At 72.7% G+C, this 18215-nt stretch carries 15 protein-coding genes and 1 riboswitch; of the genes, 5 read left to right on the forward strand and 10 right to left on the reverse strand.

From position 1 onward, the window contains the following. Positions 1 to 37 precede the first annotated feature (37 nt). The gene (locus tag AC069T_RS13675) at positions 38 to 1276 is read left to right on the forward strand and encodes an MFS transporter (protein ID WP_478782903.1); all 1239 of its coding nucleotides are present in this window, start codon (positions 38 to 40) and stop codon (positions 1274 to 1276) included. After that, positions 1236 to 2555, forward strand: a complete 1320-nt coding sequence (locus AC069T_RS13680) for a D-arabinono-1,4-lactone oxidase (protein ID WP_478782904.1) — start codon at positions 1236 to 1238, stop codon at positions 2553 to 2555. Before AC069T_RS13675 ends, AC069T_RS13680 begins: the two co-directional genes overlap by 41 nt. On the opposite strand, the gene AC069T_RS13685 is transcribed toward AC069T_RS13680, so the two are convergent. Next, positions 2479 to 3276, reverse strand: coding sequence for a hypothetical protein (locus AC069T_RS13685; protein WP_478782905.1), 798 nt, complete (start codon positions 3274 to 3276; stop codon positions 2479 to 2481). The genes AC069T_RS13680 and AC069T_RS13685 overlap by 77 nt on opposite strands. A 471-nt stretch (positions 3277 to 3747) precedes the next feature. Between AC069T_RS13685 and sepH the strand changes: the two genes are divergently transcribed. After that, the gene (gene sepH, locus AC069T_RS13690; protein ID WP_478782906.1) at positions 3748 to 4806 is read left to right on the forward strand and encodes a septation protein SepH; all 1059 of its coding nucleotides are present in this window, start codon (positions 3748 to 3750) and stop codon (positions 4804 to 4806) included. Between the two features lie 125 nt (positions 4807 to 4931). Here the strand turns inward: sepH and AC069T_RS13695 are convergent, their stop codons facing one another. Next, a complete protein-coding gene (locus AC069T_RS13695; RefSeq protein WP_478782907.1) occupies positions 4932 to 5759 on the reverse strand; it encodes a sulfurtransferase in 828 nt (275 codons plus the stop codon). 314 nt (positions 5760 to 6073) lie between these two features. Here AC069T_RS13695 and AC069T_RS13700 point away from each other — a divergent pair, with 314 nt between their 5' ends. Beyond that, positions 6074 to 6877 (forward strand): VOC family protein, encoded by an 804-nt coding sequence (locus tag AC069T_RS13700; RefSeq protein ID WP_478782908.1) that lies wholly within the window; start codon positions 6074 to 6076, stop codon positions 6875 to 6877. A gap of 34 nt (positions 6878 to 6911) precedes the next feature. On the opposite strand, the gene AC069T_RS13705 is transcribed toward AC069T_RS13700, so the two are convergent. From AC069T_RS13705 to AC069T_RS13720, 4 genes are all read right to left on the reverse strand, one after another. After that, positions 6912 to 7559 (reverse strand): thymidine kinase, encoded by a 648-nt coding sequence (locus AC069T_RS13705; RefSeq protein WP_478782909.1) that lies wholly within the window; start codon positions 7557 to 7559, stop codon positions 6912 to 6914. A gap of 70 nt (positions 7560 to 7629) precedes the next feature. Next, complete coding sequence (locus AC069T_RS13710; RefSeq protein ID WP_478782910.1) at positions 7630 to 8817, reverse strand: alkaline phosphatase family protein; 1188 nt, start codon at positions 8815 to 8817, stop codon at positions 7630 to 7632. Beyond that, entirely contained in the window at positions 8817 to 9404 is a 588-nt protein-coding gene (locus AC069T_RS13715) for a DUF5998 family protein (RefSeq protein ID WP_358851493.1), read from the reverse strand. Before AC069T_RS13715 ends, AC069T_RS13710 begins: the two co-directional genes overlap by 1 nt. 87 nt (positions 9405 to 9491) lie before the next feature. Then, a complete protein-coding gene (locus tag AC069T_RS13720) occupies positions 9492 to 12371 on the reverse strand; it encodes a bifunctional acetate--CoA ligase family protein/GNAT family N-acetyltransferase (protein ID WP_478782911.1) in 2880 nt (959 codons plus the stop codon). Between the two features lie 205 nt (positions 12372 to 12576). Here AC069T_RS13720 and AC069T_RS13725 point away from each other — a divergent pair, with 205 nt between their 5' ends. After that, positions 12577 to 12858 (forward strand): HPr family phosphocarrier protein, encoded by a 282-nt coding sequence (locus AC069T_RS13725; protein WP_389461127.1) that lies wholly within the window; start codon positions 12577 to 12579, stop codon positions 12856 to 12858. A 243-nt stretch (positions 12859 to 13101) separates the two neighbouring features. Here AC069T_RS13725 and AC069T_RS13730 read toward each other — a convergent pair whose 3' ends face one another. The 4 genes from AC069T_RS13730 to AC069T_RS13745 form a co-directional block, all read right to left on the reverse strand. Beyond that, positions 13102 to 13797, reverse strand: a complete 696-nt coding sequence (locus AC069T_RS13730) for a GntR family transcriptional regulator (protein WP_478782912.1) — start codon at positions 13795 to 13797, stop codon at positions 13102 to 13104. A 184-nt stretch (positions 13798 to 13981) separates the two neighbouring features. Next, entirely contained in the window at positions 13982 to 14749 is a 768-nt protein-coding gene (locus AC069T_RS13735; protein ID WP_478782913.1) for a M23 family metallopeptidase, read from the reverse strand. Between the two features lie 12 nt (positions 14750 to 14761). Further along, positions 14762 to 14921, reverse strand: a riboswitch (cyclic di-AMP (ydaO/yuaA leader). Between the two features lie 246 nt (positions 14922 to 15167). Further along, positions 15168 to 16556 carry a M16 family metallopeptidase gene (locus tag AC069T_RS13740; RefSeq protein WP_478782914.1) on the reverse strand — a complete coding sequence of 463 codons (1389 nt, stop codon included), beginning with the start codon at positions 16554 to 16556 and terminating at the stop codon, positions 15168 to 15170. Continuing rightward, positions 16553 to 17920: a M16 family metallopeptidase gene (locus tag AC069T_RS13745; protein ID WP_478782915.1), complete on the reverse strand. Its 1368-nt coding sequence runs from the start codon at positions 17918 to 17920 to the stop codon at positions 16553 to 16555. The genes AC069T_RS13740 and AC069T_RS13745 overlap by 4 nt, the downstream gene beginning before the upstream one ends. Between the last annotated feature and the right edge of the window lie 295 nt (positions 17921 to 18215).

Consider the following 18215-nt stretch of genomic DNA (forward strand, 5'->3'; position numbering starts at 1 on the left):
GCCATCTTCACGCCTTACCTGGACCCCCGGAGTCCCCGTGCCCAGCCCCTACGTCGCCCTGTTCGCCGCCCCAGGCTCCAAGGGCTTCTCCGCCGCGGGCTTCCTCGGCAGGATGCCGCTGTCCATGATGGGCATCGGCGTGGTCACGATGATCTCCCAGCTCACCGGCCGGTACGGCCTCGCGGGCGCCCTGTCGGCCACCATGGCCCTGGCCGCCGCCGTGATGGGACCCCAGGTCTCGCGTCTGGTGGACCGCCGCGGGCAGCGCCGGGTGCTGCGCCCGGTGACACTGTTCGCCCTGGCCGCGGCCGCCGGGCTGCTGTGCGCGGCGCACTACGAGTGGCCCGACTGGGTGCTGTTCCTGTGCTCGGCGGGCATCGGCTGCGTCCCGAGCGTCGGCGCGATGATCCGGGCGCGCTGGGCGGCCGTCTACCGGGACACCCCGCACCTGCACACCGCGTACTCCTTCGAGTCCGTGGTCGACGAGATCTGCTTCATCTTCGGGCCGATCATTTCCATCGGTCTCTCGACTGTCTGGTTCCCGGAGGCCGGTCCGCTGCTCGCCGCGTGCTTCCTGGGAGCCGGCGTCTTCTGGCTGACGTCCCAGCGCGCCACCGAGCCGGTGCCCCATCCGCGCGAGCACCACTCCCGCGGCTCGGCGCTGCGCTCGGCCGGACTCCAGGTGCTGGTGGCCACCTTCGTGGCGACGGGGGCCATCTTCGGCGCGGTCGACGTGGTCACCGTGGCCTTCGCGGAGGAGCGGGGCCACAAGGGTGCCGCGAGCGTCGTCCTCGCGCTGTACGCCGCCGGCTCCTGTGTGGCGGGGGCCGTCTTCGGGCTGCTGCGGTTCTCGGGGCCGCCCGAGCGCCGGTGGCTGCTGGGCATCTGTGCGATGGCCGTGAGTATGATCCCCCTCCTACTGGTCGGGAACCTGCTGTTTCTGGCCGTGGCGCTGTTCCTGGCGGGCCTGTCCATCGCACCGACGATGATCACGACGATGTCCCTCATCGAGCAGCACGTTCCACGCGCGAAACTGACCGAGGGCATGACCTGGGTGAGCACCGGGCTCGCGGTCGGGGTCGCGCTCGGCTCCTCCGTGTCCGGCTGGGTGATCGACGCCGCCGGCGCGAAGGCCGGGTACGGGGTTCCGGCGGTGTCCGGGGCCGTCGCGGTCGTGGTGGGGCTTCTCGGTTACCGCCGGCTGAACAGGCCGGTTCCGCAGCGGGGAGGGACCCATGAGCAGCACAGCGAGCGGGAAGAGCGGAACGTGGCGTAACTGGGCCGGGAACGTCACGGCCCGCCCGGTCCGGGAGGTCGCTCCGGCCTCTGTGGGGGAACTGTCCGCGGCCGTGCGCAAAGCGGCCGAGGACGGGCTGCGGGTGAAGGCCGTCGGTAGCGGCCACTCGTTCACGGCGGCCGCCGCGACCGACGGGGTGCTGGTCCGCCCGCACCTGTTGACGGGCATCCGCGGGATCGACCGTGCGGCCGGCACCGTCACCGTCGAGGCGGGCACCCCGCTCAAGCGTCTGAACGTGGCGCTCGCCCGCGAGGGACTGTCGCTCACGAACATGGGCGACATCATGGAGCAGACGGTCTCGGGCGCGACCAGCACCGGCACCCACGGCACCGGCCGCGACTCCGCCTCGATCGCCGCCCAGATCAGGGCCCTCGAACTGGTCCTGGCGGACGGCTCGGTCCTCACCTGCTCCGAGAAGGAGAACCCCGAGGTCTTCGCCGCCGCCCGCATCGGGGTCGGCGCGCTCGGCATCGTCACCGCGATCACGTTCGCCGTGGAGCCCGTCTTCCTGCTCACCGCCCGTGAGGAGCCGATGAGCTTCGACCGGGTGACCGCGGACTTCGACGCGCTCGTCGCGGAGAACGAGCACTTCGAGTTCTACTGGTTCCCGCACACCGGCAACTGCAACACCAAGCGCAACAACCGCAGCGCGGGCCCCGAGAAGCCGCTCGGCCGGGTCGGCGGCTGGATCGAGGACGAGTTCCTCTCCAACGGCGTCTTCCAGGCGGTCAATCTGCTCGGCCGCGCCGTGCCCGCCACCATCCCGGCCATCGCGAAGATCTCCAGCCGCGCCCTGTCCGCCCGGACGTACACCGACATCCCGTACAAGGTCTTCACCTCTCCCCGACGGGTGCGCTTCATGGAGATGGAGTACGCCGTCCCGCGCGAGGCCCTCGTCGAGACGCTGCGGGAGCTGAAGACGATGGTCGACCGGTCGCCGCTGCGGGTGAGCTTCCCGGTCGAGGTCCGCACCGCCCCCGCCGACGACATCACGCTCTCCACGGCGTCCGGCCGGGAGAGCGCGTACATCGCCGTCCACATGTTCAAGGGGACGCCCTATCAGGCGTACTTCACGGCGGCCGAGCGGATTTTCACGGCGCACGACGGGCGGCCGCACTGGGGCAAGGTGCACACCCGTGACGCCGGCTACTTCGCCGGGGTCTACCCGCGCTTCGGCGAGTTCACCGCTCTGAGAGACCGTCTGGACCCGGAACGGCGGTTCGGGAACGACTACTTGCGCCGGGTACTGGGGCCGTAGTCGCGCCGGACGAGGGGGCCGGGGCCGAGGTGCCGGCGCCGGAGCCGTCATCGGTGGCGGCCTCCCCGGGGTCCGGGCTCTCCGTGGGAGCGGGGGTCGGCGTGGCACTCCACCCGGTGTCACCGTCGCCGCTCGGTGAGGGCACGCCGTCGTCCGGAGAGCCGCTGCCGTCCGGGGACGGCGACTGCGAGGGATCCGGCGACGGAGTGCGGTCCGGCGAGGGCTTCCTGTGGTGGCCGGACAGGGCGTCGCCGACCGTGGTGCTGCCGCTCCCGCTGAAGCTGTCACCGGACACCAGCTCGTACGTGATGATGCCCGCCATGGTGACGCCGAAGACGAGCGCGGCGGCGACCAGCGGCCGCTTCCAGCCGGTGACCCGCGCGCGATAGACCGTTCCCGCACCGAACTCGTGCGCGGGAGCGGTCGGTTCCACGGGCTCCGGCCTCCTCGGCCGGGACCCCGTCGCCGGCTTCGGCCGCCCCTGGACCTTCACTTCGCGTATCTGCTCGCCGGTGCGGCTGAAGAAGTGCTGGAAGACCGTGCCCCCGCACGTCGCGATCGCGCTCACCACCCCGGCGCCGAGGATCGTCCCGTACACCCCGAAGTACGAGGCGAGTCTGGCCGCCACCACCGCGGCCACCGCGCTGCCCGCCACCTGCGGGACACTCAGGTCCACCCGCTTCCTCTTCGGCTCCTGTGAGGCATCCGACGTTTCACCCATTCCCGAACCTTGCCTGCCTTTCCCGTACTTGGCGGACTGACTGCACGAGAAATGGACGTATGGGCGAAACCAATAGTTCCGTTTCTGGTTGTTTCGTGAAGTGCGCCACGATCGGGGGTACGAAGGGCGCACATCGGGCAGTTGACTGAGGGCCGCCACGCGAAGTCGCGCGGCGCGCCGATCCACGCAGGTGGCCCGAATGGAGTACTGTTGCGAGCCCTGGAGTCCGGACTCCCGCCAGGGTGTCCGGGGCCTTGCAGGACCGCCGAAGGGGGATCGTTGCACAGGGTGATGAGGTTCGTCACTCAGCGTTGCGAACAGGTAACCGTGCCATAACGGCGATCACGGGCCCGTGCCCGACACGCCGGGCAACTCGGCAAGGTTGTGGCAGGCTGCACCCGGGCAGGCCACACTCGACTAGCGGAAGCAGCGACGCACGTGACGTCGGCAGGCACCACCCGGGAGGTCCCCATGCCCGAACTGCGTGTCGTGGCCGTCTCCAATGACGGCACACGGCTGGTGCTGAAGGCTGCGGACAGCACGGAGTACACGCTTCCGATCGACGAACGTCTCCGCGCCGCCGTGCGCGGCGACCGTCCCCGCCTCGGCCAGATCGAGATCGAGGTGGAGAGCCATCTCCGCCCCCGAGACATTCAGGCGCGTATACGCGCCGGCGCCTCCGCCGAGGAGGTCGCGCAGTTCGCCGGCATCCCGGTCGACCGCGTGCGCCGCTTCGAGGGTCCCGTGCTGGCCGAGCGTGCCTTCATGGCCGAGCGGGCCCGGAAGACTCCGGTCCGCCGTCCCGGTGAGAACGCCGGTCCTCAGCTCGGCGAGGCCGTGCAGGAGCGGCTGCTGATCCGCGGGGCCGAGAAGGACAGCGTCCAGTGGGACTCGTGGCGGCGCGACGACGGCACCTGGGAAGTGCTGCTCGTCTACCTGGTCGCGGGTGAGCCGCACTCGGCGAGCTGGACGTACGACCCGCCCCGGCGGCTCGTCCAGGCCGTCGACGAGGAGGCGCGCTCGCTGATCGGCGAGTCCGAGGACCTCGCGGCGCCCGAGCCCAGCTTCCCGTTCGTGCCGCGGATCGCCCGGCTGCCGCGGGACCGCCCGCTGGACCGCGCCCTGGACCGGCAGATGGAGCGGCCCGGCCTGCCCGCGGCGTCGCCCGAACCGGCCGAGGAAGCCGCGAGCGAGCGCGATTCGCTCACCAGTCTGCTGGAGGCGGTGCCCAGCTTCCGCGGCGACATGGTGGTGCCCGAGCGTCCCGCCGGCACGGAGTTCCCCGCAGCGGAGGAACCGCCGGAGTCCGAGCCCGAGGCGGAGGAGCCGCCTGCTCCCGCGGCCTCGGCCGGTGCCGGTTCGGCCTACGCGGACGTCCTCATGCCGCGGTCGGTCGGCAGCCACCGCGACCGTCTCGTCGGTTCCACCGACCGCCAGGCCGAGGCCGACGGAGTCCGGCCGGGCCGCCGCGCGGCAGTGCCGAGCTGGGACGAGATCGTCTTCGGCACCCGCCGGAAGAAGCAGGAGTAGCCGCTCGTACGTCAGGTACCGGCACGTGTACCGTCGCACGAGAGGCACGTCGTACGGAAAAGGGGGCTCGCGCCCGGCCGGGCGCGAGCCCCCTTTTCCGTGTCCGTGGGCCGGCCGCCGCCCCGCTACTGGGGGTCGGGGCCCACGGCGACCGGGCGGCCCGCGTCCCGGGACCACTCCGACCAGGAACCCACGTAGAGCGCCGCCGGGATGCCCGCGACCGCGAGCGCGAGAACCTGCTGGGCGGCCGAGACCCCGGAACCGCAGTACACGCCGACCTCCGTCCCGCCCGTCGCACCGAGGGACTTGAAGCGCTCGGCGAGTTCCTCGGCAGGCAGGAGGCATCCGCTTTCGGCCAGATTTTCCGTGGTCGGCGCCGAGACCGCTCCCGGGATGTGACCGGCGACCCGGTCGATCGGCTCGACCTCGCCGCGATAGCGCTCGCCGGCCCGCGCGTCGAGGAGCAGCCCGGTGCGGGCCAGCGCGGCGGCGCCGTCCGCGTCCAGCAGCGGCAGCCCTCCCGGCGTTGGCACGAAGTCCCCGGGGACCGGGTCCGGCACCTCGGACGTCAACGGCCCGCCCCAGACGGCCAGGCCGCCGTCAAGCACACGCACCGCCGGATGCCCCGTCCAGCGCAACAGCCACCAGGCACGTACGGCGGCCCAGCCGAGGCCGCCGTCGTACACCACGACGTCCCGGCCGGCCCGGACCCCGGCGGTCCGCATCGCCGCTCCGAACACCTCCAGGTCCGGCAGCGGATGCCGGCCCCCGGCACCGGGCGGACCTGCGAGCTCGGAGTCCAGATCGACGAAAACGGCCCCCGGCAGATGCGCTTTCTCGTACTCGGGCCGCAGGTTCGGACTGCCCAACTGATAGCGGACGTCGAGAAGGACCGGCGGGTTCGGCCCTGCCAGAGCATCGGCGAGTTCGGAGGCGGAGATGATGGCGTTCATGGCCACCATCCTCGCGCACGGGGTGGCCGCGTCGTCCAGGTCCGGCTACTCTGCTCGGCCGGACAGCCCCGATCACGAGGAGTGTGCGATCGGGCACGTGCTGTACAGCTGATGGTCCCCGGTCGACAATGTCGCGGAAGCGGATGAGTGCCCGCATAGCGGGCATCCTCTCGCGGTAGTACGGCGCCCGGCGGCGCGGCCGGAGCGACCGGCGGTGCCGGCATCGGCGCGGGGCGTGCGTGCCCGGGGCGGATGTACGCGCACGCACAGGCGGAAGTCGACCGGCCCCCACGAGGGCCGAGAAGAGAGTGACGATGACCGAGGCACGGGGGTCGGCCGGCCTGAACGGCACCACGCACGCCCGGCGCACACCCGGCACGCCCTGTTGGGTGAGCCTGATGGTGCACGGGACGGCCGCGACCCAGGAGTTCTACGGAGCGCTGTTCGGCTGGGAGTTCGAGCCGGGCCCCGAGCAGCTCGGCCCGTACGCGAGGGCGCTCCTCGACGGCTGCGAAGTGGCCGGGATCGGTCACCTGCCGCCCGACCGGCAGCTGCCCGTCGCCTGGACTCCCTACTTCGCCTCGGACGACGTGAACGTGACGGCGGAGACCCTGCGGCACTCCGGCGGGACCGTCGGGGTGGGTCCGCTGGACGCGGCCGACGCTGGCCGGCTCGCCATCGCGTCCGACCCGACGGGAGCCGTCTTCGGCGTCTGGCAGGCGGCGGCCCATCTCGGCACGGGCATCAGCGGAGTGCCCGGCACACCGGCGTGGAACGAACTGCTGACCCGCGACTCGGCGAGCGTCGCCAAGTTCTACCAGGGCGTCTTCGGCTTCGAGCTGGAACCGGCCGACTCCGCCGACCTGGACTACGTCACGCTCCTGCTCGGCGGCCACCCGGTGGCCGGCATTCACGGCGTGGGCCGCGCCCTGCCCCGGGACCGGGGTGCGCACTGGCTGACGTACTTCGAGGTCGCCGACGCCGAGGACGCCGTCACCCGCGTCGTCGAGCTCGGCGGCCGGGTCCTGAAGCCTCCGCACGACTCGTCGCACGGCCGCATGGCCACGGTGGCGGACCTGGAGGGCGCGGTGTTCTCGGTGCTCCACACGGCGCGCTGAACCGCCCGGACTCGCGGCGGGGCGGGCCCTGGCGTCAGGCTGAGGCGATGGGCAGGACGTCCGGGGACAGGGCGCCCGCCCGGGCGGTGGCCGCCGTCATCCGGCGCCGGTGGTGGCGACGGCACAGCACCTCGTATCCGACGGCGTCCGACTGGTTGACGTCGCCGACCACCACCTGGGCGCCTTCCACGACCATCTCGCCCCCTATCGTGCGGGCGTTGTGCGTGGCCCGGGCGCCGCACCAGCACAGGGCCTCGACCTGGAGGACCTCGACCCGGTCGGCCAGTTCCACCAGGCGCTGCGAGCCGGGGAAGAGCTTGGAGCGGAAGTCCGTGGTGATGCCGAAGGCGAAGACGTCGACACCGAGGTCGTCCACGATGCGGGCCAGCTGGTCGATCTGGTCCTCCGCCAGGAACTGGGCCTCGTCCGCGATGACGTAGTCCGCGCGGCCGCCCTGCGAGAGATGGTCGACCACGTACGCGTACACGTCCTGGCCGGCCGCCACCTCCACGGCGTCCGTGACCAGGCCGAGGCGGGAGGAGAGCTTGCCCTCCCCCGCACGGTCGTCACGCGTGAAGATCAGGCCCTGCAGCCCCCGCGCGGAGCGGTTGTGCTCGATCTGGAGAGCCAGTGTCGACTTCCCGCAGTCCATGGTTCCGGAGAAGAACACCAGCTCGGGCATGGCGGGTTGAGCACCTTTCGGCGGGGGAGGTCGGCGGGGATTCAACGGCGTGCGCATCGGTGCGGACGGCTCAGGAGCGTACTTGGAGGAGCGGGACCAGCTGTTCGACGGGGGTCATCGAGCCGTGGTTGCCGACCATGGCCGACTCCTTCGGCTCGCGCTCGGAGGCGATGAGCAGGACGTCGTCCCGGGCCGCCGCGACCACGTCGCCGATCCGCCCGTACACCCGCTCGTCGATCTGCGGCCCGAACCAGCCCGCGGCGATCGCCTCGTCGCGCGACGCCACCCAGAACTGCTCGCCGAGCACCTCGCGCCAGCAGGTCAGGACGTCCGCCTGGGCGCCCCGCACGGCGTAGACGTGGCGCGCGCGGCCCTCGCCACCGAGCAGGGCGACCCCGGCCCTCAGCTCCCAGTCCTCGTCGAAGTCGATGCGGTGCTGCTCGTCGAACGGGATGTCGATCATGCCGTGGTCGGCGGTGACGTACAGGGCCGTGCGCGGCGGGAGCTGTTCCGCGAGGCGCTGGACCAGGCGGTCGACGTACATGAGCTGGCCGCGCCACGGGTCGGAGTCGACACCGAAGCGGTGGCCCTTGCCGTCCACCTCGGCGTAGTACGTGTAGACCAACGAGCGGCCACCCGCGGCCAGTTGCTCGGCCGCGAAGTCCATGCGCTCCTCGCCGGTGAGCCGGCCGTGGAACGTGCCGCCGCTCAGCGCGACCTTCGTCAGCGGCGTGTTCTGGAAGCCGGGCGAGGAGACCTGGGCGGTGTGCACGCCGGCCGCGTCCGCCAGCTGGAAGACCGTCGGGTACGGCTGCCAGACGCGCGGCTCCGTCCACGGATTCCAGCGCAGCTGGTTCATGAGCGCGTCCGTCTCCGGATTGCGGACGGTGTAGCCCGGCAGGCCGTGCGCGCCGGGCGGCAGACCGGTGCCGACCGAGGCGAGGGAGGTCGCGGTGGTCGCCGGGTAGCCGGCGGTGATCGGACGGCCCGTGCCGCCGCGGGAGGACGCCAGCAGGGAGGTCATGAAGGGGGCCTCGTCCGGATGCGCCCTCAGCTGCTCCCAGCCGAGGCCGTCGATCAGGAAGACGCAGTTGCGGTCGGCCGCGGCCAGTTCCGCGATGGCGGCGGTCGTACCCGGTACGCCCATGCCCGCGGCGAGCGTGGGCAGCAGATCGGCCAGCGAACCCGTGCCGTACTCGGGGACGGGCGCGGAGTCGACGGCGAGAGGTTCCGGGTGGTCCCAGGCGGGCAGAGCCATCAGCTCGCGATGTCCGCGGTCGCCTCGGAGAGGGACTGCGCGAAGGCGAGGGCCTGGCGGACCGTCTCGGGGCCGTCCCCGGCCTCGCTGACGCGCAGGCTCAGGTCGTCCGCCGTGGAGCTGCCCGTGTAGCCGTGGTCCGCCTCGCAGTTGGGGTCGCCGCAGGCCGCCGGCTCCAGGTCAATGCGGGAGACCGCGCCCCAGCCGATGGTCAGGACGACCTCGCGGGGCAGCGTGCCCGGGACGTAGGACTCGGGGTTGGCGACCACGCGGCTGAGCACGACCGACGAGATCCGGCTGAGCTTGACGGACTCCGTGGACGTCGTGGCGTACGGCGTCGGCGAGGTGGTGTCCGCCGCCTGCTCGTCGGTGTGGCTCACGACGAAACGATTGGCGGTGAGGACCAGCACCGTGACGTGCCTGCGGACCTCGTTCGCGTCGAACGTCGTCTCCTGGTGGACCAGGAACGACTTGACGGCATCACCGCCGACGGCGGCCTCCACCGCCTCGGCCACGAGAGCCGGGTAGTAGCCGCTGCGCTCGATCGCCGCTCGCAGCCCCTGGGTCGTCGTACTGGTCTTGGCCATGACGTCCATCCTACGGTGGTGCGCCGACTGCACGGCACCGCTCGCGGGTGCCGTGCCGGACGGGGCGCCTGCCGACGGCGCGGGCGCTCAGATGACGGGCAGTGTGCGCGGGCCGAGGTCGTCGCGGGCGGGCGGGCGGGCGAGCCGGACGGTGGCTCCCAGGACGCTCAGGCCGCGCGGTGCGACGACCACCGGCTCCAGGGAGACCGCGACGACCTCCGGGTGGTCGTCGACCAGCCGCGACAGGCGCAGCATCAGCTCTTCGAGCGCCGCCGTGTCGACCGGCGCCGAACCGCGCCAGCCGAACAGGAGCGGCGCCGTCCGGATCGACCGCACCAGCGAGGTCGCCTCCCGGTCGGTGACCGGGATCAGCCGGTGCGCCGTGTCGCCGAGCAGCTGGGACGCGGCCCCGGCGAGACCGAAGGAGAGGACGGCTCCGGCCGCCGGGTCGATGACGGCCCGCACGACCGTGTCGACTCCGCGCGGCGCCATCGCCTGCACCACCGGCCGCAGCTCCTCCGGCGCGCCGAACAGCTCGGTCAACTCGGCGTACGCCCGGCGCAGTTGCTCCTCGTCCGTCAGATCCAGCCGGACGCCGCCCAGGTCGGCGCGGTGGCGCAGGTGCGGGGCGGTGGTCTTGAGGGCGACGGGGTAGCCGAGGGTGCGCGCGGCCTGTGCCGCGTCCTCGGGCGTGGGGGCGGGCAGTGCCCGGCGGACCGCGATCCCGTAGCGCCCGAGCAGCTCGCACGTCTCGTCCGCGCCCAGCGTGCGCCCCTCGTTCCGCGCGAGCAGGCCGTCGATCAGCTCGGCGGCGCCCTTCTCGTCGATGTCGTCGTACTCGGGGACCCTGCCGGGCTCGGCGGCGTCGCGGCGCCACTGGGCGTACTTCACGGCTTCGGCCAGGGCCCGGACAGCGCGCTCGGCGGCGGGGTAGGCCGGGATGAGCCGGGGGCTCGCGGCGGGATCGTCGGTGGCCGTAGCGGTGGCCCCGGCCCGGCGAGGGGACTCGCTCCGCTCGGACGCGGCGGGGACGGCGGGGGGCCGGGAACCGGCGGCGGCCGGCTGGGGGGCGGTGCTCGCGGCGGCGGACAGCGCCTCGGCGAGCCCGCCCAGCTCGACGTGGACGACGAGCACCGGCTTGGCGGGGGCCGCCGCGGCGGCGGAGCGCAGCGCCCCGGCGAGGGCCTCGTCAGCCGCGGGCGTCTCCCCCACCGCCGGGATGGCGGTCACCACCACCGCGTCGCACGCGTCGTCGGCCAGCGCGTGGGCCAGCGCGTCGTGGAAGTCGTCCGCCGAGGCCGCCGTCGTCAGGTCCAGCGGAGGCAGCGGCCGCAGTCCCTGGGCGAGGCACGCGTCGTACGTGAGGAGCCCGAGCGACTCCGAGTTGCCGAGGATCGCCACCCGGGGCCCGGGCGGGAGCGGCTGGCGGGCGAGCAGGAGACCCGCGTCGACGAGCTCGGTGATGGTGTCCACGCGGATGACACCGGCCTGCCGCAGCAGCGCGGAGACGGTCGCGTGCGGCAGCCGGGTGGCCCGGACGGCGTGGCCCTGGGGGGCGGCTCCGCCGTGCCGTGCGCCCTGGACGACGACCAGGGGCTTGGCCGCCGCGGTCCGCCGGGCGAGCCGGGTGAACTTGCGCGGGTTGCCGATGGATTCGAGGTACATCAGGGCGACGTCGGTGTACGGGTCGTCGTACCAGTACTGGAGCACGTCGTTGCCGGAGACGTCCGCGCGGTTGCCGGACGAGACGAAGGTCGACACGCCGGTCACGCCCGTGACGCCGCCGCCGCGCCGGTGCAGCCGGGACAGCAGCGCGATGCCGATGGCGCCGGACTGGGCGAACAGGCCGATCCGCCCGGCGCGGGGCATCTCCGGGGCGAGCGAGGCGTTGAGCCGCACCCCGGGCGAGGTGTTGATGACCCCGAAGGCGTTGGGCCCGATGATCCGCATGCCGTACGTGCGGGCCTGGCGGACCAGCTCGCGCTGGCGCTCGCGTCCCTCGGGGCCGCTCTCGGCGTATCCGGCGGAGACCACGACGAGTCCCTGCACGCCGTGCTCCCCGCACTCCGCGACGGTGTCGGGCACGTGCTCCGCGGGGACGGCGACGACCGCGAGGTCGACGGGCTCGGTGATCTCCCGGATGGAGCGGTGGGCCGGGACGCCCTCCAGCTCCTTCTCCTCGAACGCCCTGTTCACCGCGTACAGGCGACCGGTGAACCCGGCCTCGCGGAGGTTGTCGAGGACGCTGCGGCCCACTCCGCCGGGCGAGCGGCCCGCGCCGATCACGGCCACCGAGCCGGGCGCGAGCAGCCGCTGCACGGACCGCGCCTCGGCCCGCTGCTCCCGCGCCCACTGGACGGCACGCGAGCGGTCCGTCGGCTCCAGTCCGAACTCGAGCCGGACGACCCCGTCCTCGAAGCTGCGCTTCTGCCGGTAGCCCGCGTCCGTGAACACCTTGATCATCTTGCTGTTGGCCGGCAGCACCTCGGCGGCGAAGCGGCGGATGCCGCGCTCCCGGGCCACCGCCGCGATGTGCTCCAGCAGGGCCGAGGCGACACCGCGCCCCTGGTGGGCGTCCTGCACGAGGAAGGCCACCTCGGCCTCGTCGGAGACGGGTGGGCCCTCTGCCGCGCCGGGCGCGGGGTGGGAGGAGGCGGGCAGGCCGTCGGGGGTGATGCGGTCGTACCGTACGGTGGCGATGAACTCGCCGCCGATCGTGGCCGCGAGTCCCACCCGGTCCACGAAGTCGTGGTGCGTGAAGCGGCGGACGTCCTTGGCGGACAGCCGCGGGTAGGGCGCGAAGAAGCGGTAGTACTTCGACTCGTCCGAGACCTGCTCGTAGAAGCTGACCAGGCGCTCGGCGTCGTCGACGGTGATGGGGCGGATGCGCGCCGTGCCGCCGTCGCGCAGCACCACGTCGGCTTCCCAGTGGGCGGGGTACTCGTGCCGGTCCGACGAGGTCTGCATGGGCCCCAGCGTACGGCTCGCGTCCGACGACGTCGCGGGGCAGGCTTGGGGGTCCGCCACCACCTCCGGGGGGCGTGCCGGGTGACTCCTTCGGGGCCCGTCCTGGAGGCTCCCGCCGGGGTGCGGCCCGCGGTCCGCCCGGGCACGCTTCACCGTATGGGACACTGGTCTAGACAACCCTGGAACACCGGAAGGGCAGCATCACATGGCTGAGCGCCGCGTCAACGTCGGCTGGGCCGAGGGCCTCCACGCCCGCCCCGCCTCCATCTTCGTCCGGGCGGCCACGGCCTCCGGCGTCCCCGTGACGATCGCCAAGGCGGACGGCAACCCCGTCAACGCCGCGTCGATGCTCGCGGTCCTCGGCCTCGGCGCCCAGGGCGGCGAGGAGATCGTCCTCGCCTCCGACGCGGAGGGCGCGGACGCGGCCCTCGACCGCCTGGCCAAGCTGGTCTCCGAGGGCCTCGACGAGCTTCCCGAGACCGTCTGACCCCTCGGACACCCTCTCGTGCGGCGAAGCCGCGTCGGCCCGGCCGGTCGACGCGGCTTCGCCGTTCTCGCGCCTTTCCGGATCCCGTCGCTCGTCTCCGGCCGGCGGCTGGTCGATATCAGCGCGCCGTCGGGACAATGCGACGGGCACCCGAAAAGGCGCGACGGGAATTCCCGGCGCGCGAAAAGAGGGCAGCGGAAACAGTCACCTGCCCAATATCCCTCTTTGTATACGGCGCTTTTGTTAATGCCGCGGGCCCGAAATGTTTACGGGAGGTTGCGAAGTCCTCACGCGGTCCGCGAGTCGGGCGCTCCGCGCGGAGCGGAAGCGGTGCGCGGAGGCGGCGCGCTCGGCGTGCAGCGCGGTGATCGCGCGCGCCCGCTCACCGTCCCCGCGCGCGACGGCGTCCACGATGCCGCCGTGCTCCGCCCAGGCCTCCGCGGCGTCGGCCGGCGCCTCCACCGCGTACATCCAGGCGATCTTGTGCCGCAGCTGGGCGAGCGTCGAGGTCAGCGTGGGGCTCCCGGACGCCTGGGCGAGCGTCTCGTGGAACCAGCCCCCCAGGGACCGCAGATCCTCGCTGTGGCCTCTCCTGGCCCGCTCCTGCCCGAGCCTGACCAGGCCCCGCAGAACCTTGAGGTGGGCCTCGGTGCGGCGCTGGGCGGCCCGCGCCGCGCCCAGGGGCTCCAGCAGCATCCGCATCTCCAGGAGGTCCGTCGCCTCCTGTTCGGTGGGCTCCGCGACGCACGCGCCCGCATGCCGGCGGATGACGACGAACCCCTCGGCCTCCAGCGTGCGCAGCGCCTCGCGCACGGGGACGCGCGAGACGCCGTAGCGGCGGGCGAGCAGTTCCTCGGTGAGCCGGCTGCCGCGCTCGTAGACACCCGCGACGATGTCGTCACGGATCGCCGTGCATACCGAGTGCGCCGGAATGCGCATGAGCGGACCTCCGCCTTAATCCTCGCGAAACGCCGTCGATTGACGCTTGTTCAGCGACTCTATTGCAGCGGGCCGGAATTTCCGATGGCGGACCGGAATCCATATGCATTTTTTGGACGGACGCGCGTCCGAAACGCCGAAGGCCCCGGCTCGTCGAGCCGGGGCCTTCGGAAGTCGCGGGGTGTCAGAGGCTGACGCCGTGCGAGCGGAGGTAGGAGACGGGGTCGATGTCCGAGCCGTACTCGGCCGTCGTACGGGCCTCGAAGTGGAGATGGGGCCCGGTGGAGTTGCCGGTCGACCCGGAGAGGGCTATCGGCTGGCCCGGGGTGACGGTCTGCCCCTCGGAGACGTTGACGGACGACAGGTGGCCGTACATGGTGTACGTCCCGTCGTGCATCTTGATCACGACCTGGTTGCCGTAGGCGCCGGCCCAGCCGGTCGTGACGACGGTGCCGGCTCCGACGGCCTGGACGACGGTCCCCGACGCGGCGTGGAAGTCGACGCCGGTGTGGCTGCCGGAGGACCAGAGGCTGCCGCCGGTCTTGTAGCCGGTGGAGACGTAGGAGCCGGCGACCGGCGCGACGAAGGTGTTGAGAAGCTTGCGCTCGGCGGCGCGGGCGGCACGGGCCCTGACCTCGCGCTCCTTCTTGGCTTCGGCCATGACCCGCCGCTTCGCGGCCTCCTCGGCCTTCTTCAGCGCCGCGGCCTCGTCGGCGGCGTGCTGCTGGGCGGCGGCCTGCGCGTCGACCTGTTCGGCGACCGTGTCGCCGATGGTGACGGCCTGGGTCAGCCCGGTCTGCTGGACGGAGGCTGCGTCCGCGGCGAACGCCGGGGCGGCCAGGGTTCCGATGACACCGGTGGTGGTGAGAGCCGCCACGCTTGCCGCACTCTTGGTGGTACGCGTGATCCGGCTGGGACGACGGTGCTTCCCGGTGGCACGGGTGAACGCCATGAAGGGGCTGGTCCTTTCCTTCCCTCTCGCCTACCGGGTTAGCTGACGGGTTCGGAGCAGGAAGGTCTCCTACGGGCCTCCTTGGGGAAGGACGCCCGATTCACCCCAGGGACTGCGATGGGTCCCCGGCTCCCCTGGCTCGCGCCGTACGGGGACTCGGCGATGACTGTCCGGTGCCGCGGACGCGGCGCACTGCCTGACGAACAGTCGGAATGACGCTAAGGGGGGCGTCTTTCAATCGACAAACGGATCACGGCTTTTGTAGTGCACGCCACAGGGCAGAAGGGCAACGCCCCGGCAATACGGACATAACGCGGACGAAGCCGGGTAAGCGCGCGCGGAACCCCGAATGGACGGCGGGTAAACGCGGGGACCCCGGTGACTCATCAGTCACCAGGGTCCCGGCGTCCACGGAGCTCTACTCGGCCCGTACGACGCTCACTTCACCGATGCCGAGGGCCTTGACGGGCTCCTCGATCTGCGCGGCGTCGCCCACCAGGACCGTCACCAGGCGGTCGACCGGGAAGGCGTTCACGACGGCCGCGGTGGCCTCCACGGTGCCTGTGGCGGCGAGCTGCTGATAGAGCGTCGCCTGGTAGTCGTCCGGCAGGTGCTGCTCGACCTGGTCGGCGAGCGTGCTCGCGACCGCCGCCGCCGTCTCGAACTTGAGCGGTGCGACGCCCACCAGGTTCTGCACGGCCACGTCGCGTTCGGGGTCCGTCAGACCGTCCGCGGCGAGCGTGCGCAGCACCTTCCACAGGTCGTCGAGAGCCGGACCGGTGTTGGGCGTGTCCACGGATCCGCTGATGGCGAGCATCGCGGCACCCGAGCCGTCCGGAGCCGAGCGCAGCACCTGGCCGAACGCCCGCACTCCGTAGGTGTAGCCCTTCTCCTCGCGCAGGACGCGGTCCAGGCGCGAGGTGAGGGTGCCGCCGAGGCAGTACGTGCCGAGCACCTGGGCGGGCCACACCCGGTCGTGCCGGTCGGCTCCGACGCGGCCGATGAGCAACTGCGTCTGTACGGCGCCGGGGCGGTCGACGATGATCACGCGGCCCCGGTCGTCGGCGGTGACCGGCGGCACCGGACGGGGCTCGGCCGAGGAGCCGGTCCAGGCGCCGAGTGTGTCGGCGAGCAGCGCGTCGAGGTCGACGTCGGTGAGGTCGCCGACGACCACGGCGGTGCCGGTGGCGGGACGCACGTGCTTCTCGTAGAAGGCGCGCACGGCCGCAGAGTCGATCTTCTGGACCGTCGCCTCGGTGCCCTGGCGCGGACGCGACATGCGCGAGCCGGCCGGGAACAGCTCCTTGGAGAGCTCCTTGGCCGCGCGGCGGGCCGGGTTGGCGGTCTCGTGCGGGATCTCGTCGAGCCGGTTGCGCACCAGCCGTTCGATCTCGCTGTCCGTGAAGGCCGGTGCCCGCAGGGCGTCGGCGAGCAGGCCGAGCCCCTTCTCGAGCCGGGAGACCGGGACCTCCAGCGAGAGGCGCACGCCCGGGTGGTCGGCGTGCGAGTCGAGGGTGGCGCCGCAGCGCTCGAGCTCGGCTGCGAACTCCTCTGCGGAGTGCTTGTCGGTTCCCTCGGAGAAGGCACGGGCCATGATCGTGGCGACACCGTCGATACCGGCGGGCTCGGCCTCCAGAGGTGCGTCGACGAGCACCTCCACGGCGACGACCTGCTGGCCGGGGCGGTGGCAGCGCAGGACCGTCAGGCCGTTGTCGAGCGTGCCGCGCTCGGGTGCCGGGAACGCCCACGGCCTGGCCTCGCCTGCCTGCGGCCGGGGGTGGAACTCCATCGTCGCGAGCTCGGTCACTTGGCCGACTCCTCGTCCTCGTCGGTGGCTTCGGCGGCCGCTGGGGCCTCCGCCTCGTCGGCGGCGACCGGCTCGTACACGAGCACCGCGCGGTTGTCGGGGCGCAGCCGGGCCTTGGCGACCTCCTGCACCTCCTCGGGGGTGACGGCGAGCACGCGCTCCACCGCGGTGAGGGCGAGCTGCGGGTCGCCGAACAGGACGGCGTACCGGCACAGTTCGTCGGCGCGGCCCGCGACCGTGCTCAGCCGGTCCAGCCACTCCCGCTCCAACTGGGCCTGGGCGCGCTCCATCTCCTCGGTGGTGGGGCCCTCCTCGGCGAACCGGGCGAGCTCCTCGTCGACGGCCGCCTCGATGACCGGGACCTCGACGTCACCGGACGTCTTCACGTCGAACCAGCCCAGGGAGGGCGCCCCGGCGAGCCGCAGCAGGCCGAACCCGGCCGCGACGGCGGTGCGGTCACGGCGGACGAGCCGGTTGTAGAGGCGGGACGACTCGCCGCCCCCGAGGACGGTGAGTGCCAGGTCGGCCGCGTCGCACGCGCGCGTGCCGTCCTCCGGGAGGCGGTAGGCGGCCATCAGCGCGCGGGCCGGGACCTCCTCCTCGACGACCTCGCGCAGCTGCTCGCCCATGATGTCCGGCAGCGAGCCGTCGCGCGGGGCGGGCTTCCCGTCGTGCCCGGCGATGGAGCCGAAGTACTTCTCGATCCAGCCGAGGGTCTGCTCGGGGTCGATGTCCCCGACGACCGACAGGACGGCGTTGTTGGGCGCGTAGTAGGTCCGGAAGAACGCGCGGGCGTCCTCCAGGGTGGCCGCGTCCAGGTCCGCCATCGACCCGATCGGGGTGTGGTGGTAAGGGTGGCCCTCCGGGTAGGCGAGGGCGGTCAGCTTCTCGAACGCGGTGCCGTAGGGCACGTTGTCGTAGCGCTGCCGGCGCTCGTTCTTGACGACGTCCCGCTGGTTCTCCATGGACTCTTCGTCGAGCGCGGCGAGCAGCGAGCCCATGCGGTCGGCCTCCAGCCAGAGAGCGAGCTCCAACTGGTGCGCGGGCATGGTCTCGAAGTAGTTGGTGCGCTCGAAGCTCGTCGTGCCGTTCAGCGAGCCGCCGGCGCCCTGTACGAGTTCGAAGTGGCCGTTGCCCTTCACCTGGCCCGACCCCTGGAACATCAGGTGCTCGAAGAGGTGGGCGAGGCCGGTCCGGCCGCTGACCTCGTGGCGCGAGCCGACGTCGTACCAGAGGCACACCGCCGCGACCGGGGTCAGATGGTCCTCGGAGAGCACCACGCGCAGGCCGTTGGCCAGGCGGTGCTCGGTCGCTGTCAGGCCGCCGGAGCCTGCCTCAGCTGTGGCCGTGTGACCCATGGGCATGTACGTCCCTTCGATCGCGGAAAACTGCAGAATTCCTGTCGGTCCTGCCACTGTATGCAAGCGCGCAGACGCCTGGCGAAGTTCCCGCACCTCGTACGCCCACAGCGAGACTTCCGCGGCGGGATCCGGACGCCTGCGCGAGGCGGTCACCGCGGGGCGGTGCCCCGGTGGGTGGTCGCTCGCGGCGCCGCGGCGGGGGCAGGCCGGACGGTCCTCCGCGGGGCGGCCGGGCCACCCGGAGCGGCCGTGCGGGCGACGAGCGGAGGGTCGGGCCGGACCACCGGAGTGGCCGGTG

Source organism: Streptomyces sp. NPDC043867 (assembly GCF_056435845.1).

Coding starts and splice junctions, on each gene's coding strand:
- AC069T_RS13715 (WP_358851493.1), bottom strand. CDS start 9,404: ATGGCCAAGACCAGTACGACGACCCAGGGGCTGCGAGCGGCGATCGAG.
- AC069T_RS13680 (WP_478782904.1), top strand. CDS start 1,236: ATGAGCAGCACAGCGAGCGGGAAGAGCGGAACGTGGCGTAACTGGGCC.
- AC069T_RS13725 (WP_389461127.1), top strand. CDS start 12,577: ATGGCTGAGCGCCGCGTCAACGTCGGCTGGGCCGAGGGCCTCCACGCC.
- AC069T_RS13710 (WP_478782910.1), bottom strand. CDS start 8,817: ATGGCTCTGCCCGCCTGGGACCACCCGGAACCTCTCGCCGTCGACTCC.
- AC069T_RS13705 (WP_478782909.1), bottom strand. CDS start 7,559: ATGCCCGAGCTGGTGTTCTTCTCCGGAACCATGGACTGCGGGAAGTCG.
- AC069T_RS13695 (WP_478782907.1), bottom strand. CDS start 5,759: ATGAACGCCATCATCTCCGCCTCCGAACTCGCCGATGCTCTGGCAGGG.
- AC069T_RS13730 (WP_478782912.1), bottom strand. CDS start 13,797: ATGCGCATTCCGGCGCACTCGGTATGCACGGCGATCCGTGACGACATC.
- AC069T_RS13735 (WP_478782913.1), bottom strand. CDS start 14,749: ATGGCGTTCACCCGTGCCACCGGGAAGCACCGTCGTCCCAGCCGGATC.
- sepH (WP_478782906.1), top strand. CDS start 3,748: ATGCCCGAACTGCGTGTCGTGGCCGTCTCCAATGACGGCACACGGCTG.
- AC069T_RS13685 (WP_478782905.1), bottom strand. CDS start 3,276: ATGGGTGAAACGTCGGATGCCTCACAGGAGCCGAAGAGGAAGCGGGTG.
- AC069T_RS13700 (WP_478782908.1), top strand. CDS start 6,074: ATGACCGAGGCACGGGGGTCGGCCGGCCTGAACGGCACCACGCACGCC.
- AC069T_RS13720 (WP_478782911.1), bottom strand. CDS start 12,371: ATGCAGACCTCGTCGGACCGGCACGAGTACCCCGCCCACTGGGAAGCC.
- AC069T_RS13745 (WP_478782915.1), bottom strand. CDS start 17,920: ATGCCCATGGGTCACACGGCCACAGCTGAGGCAGGCTCCGGCGGCCTG.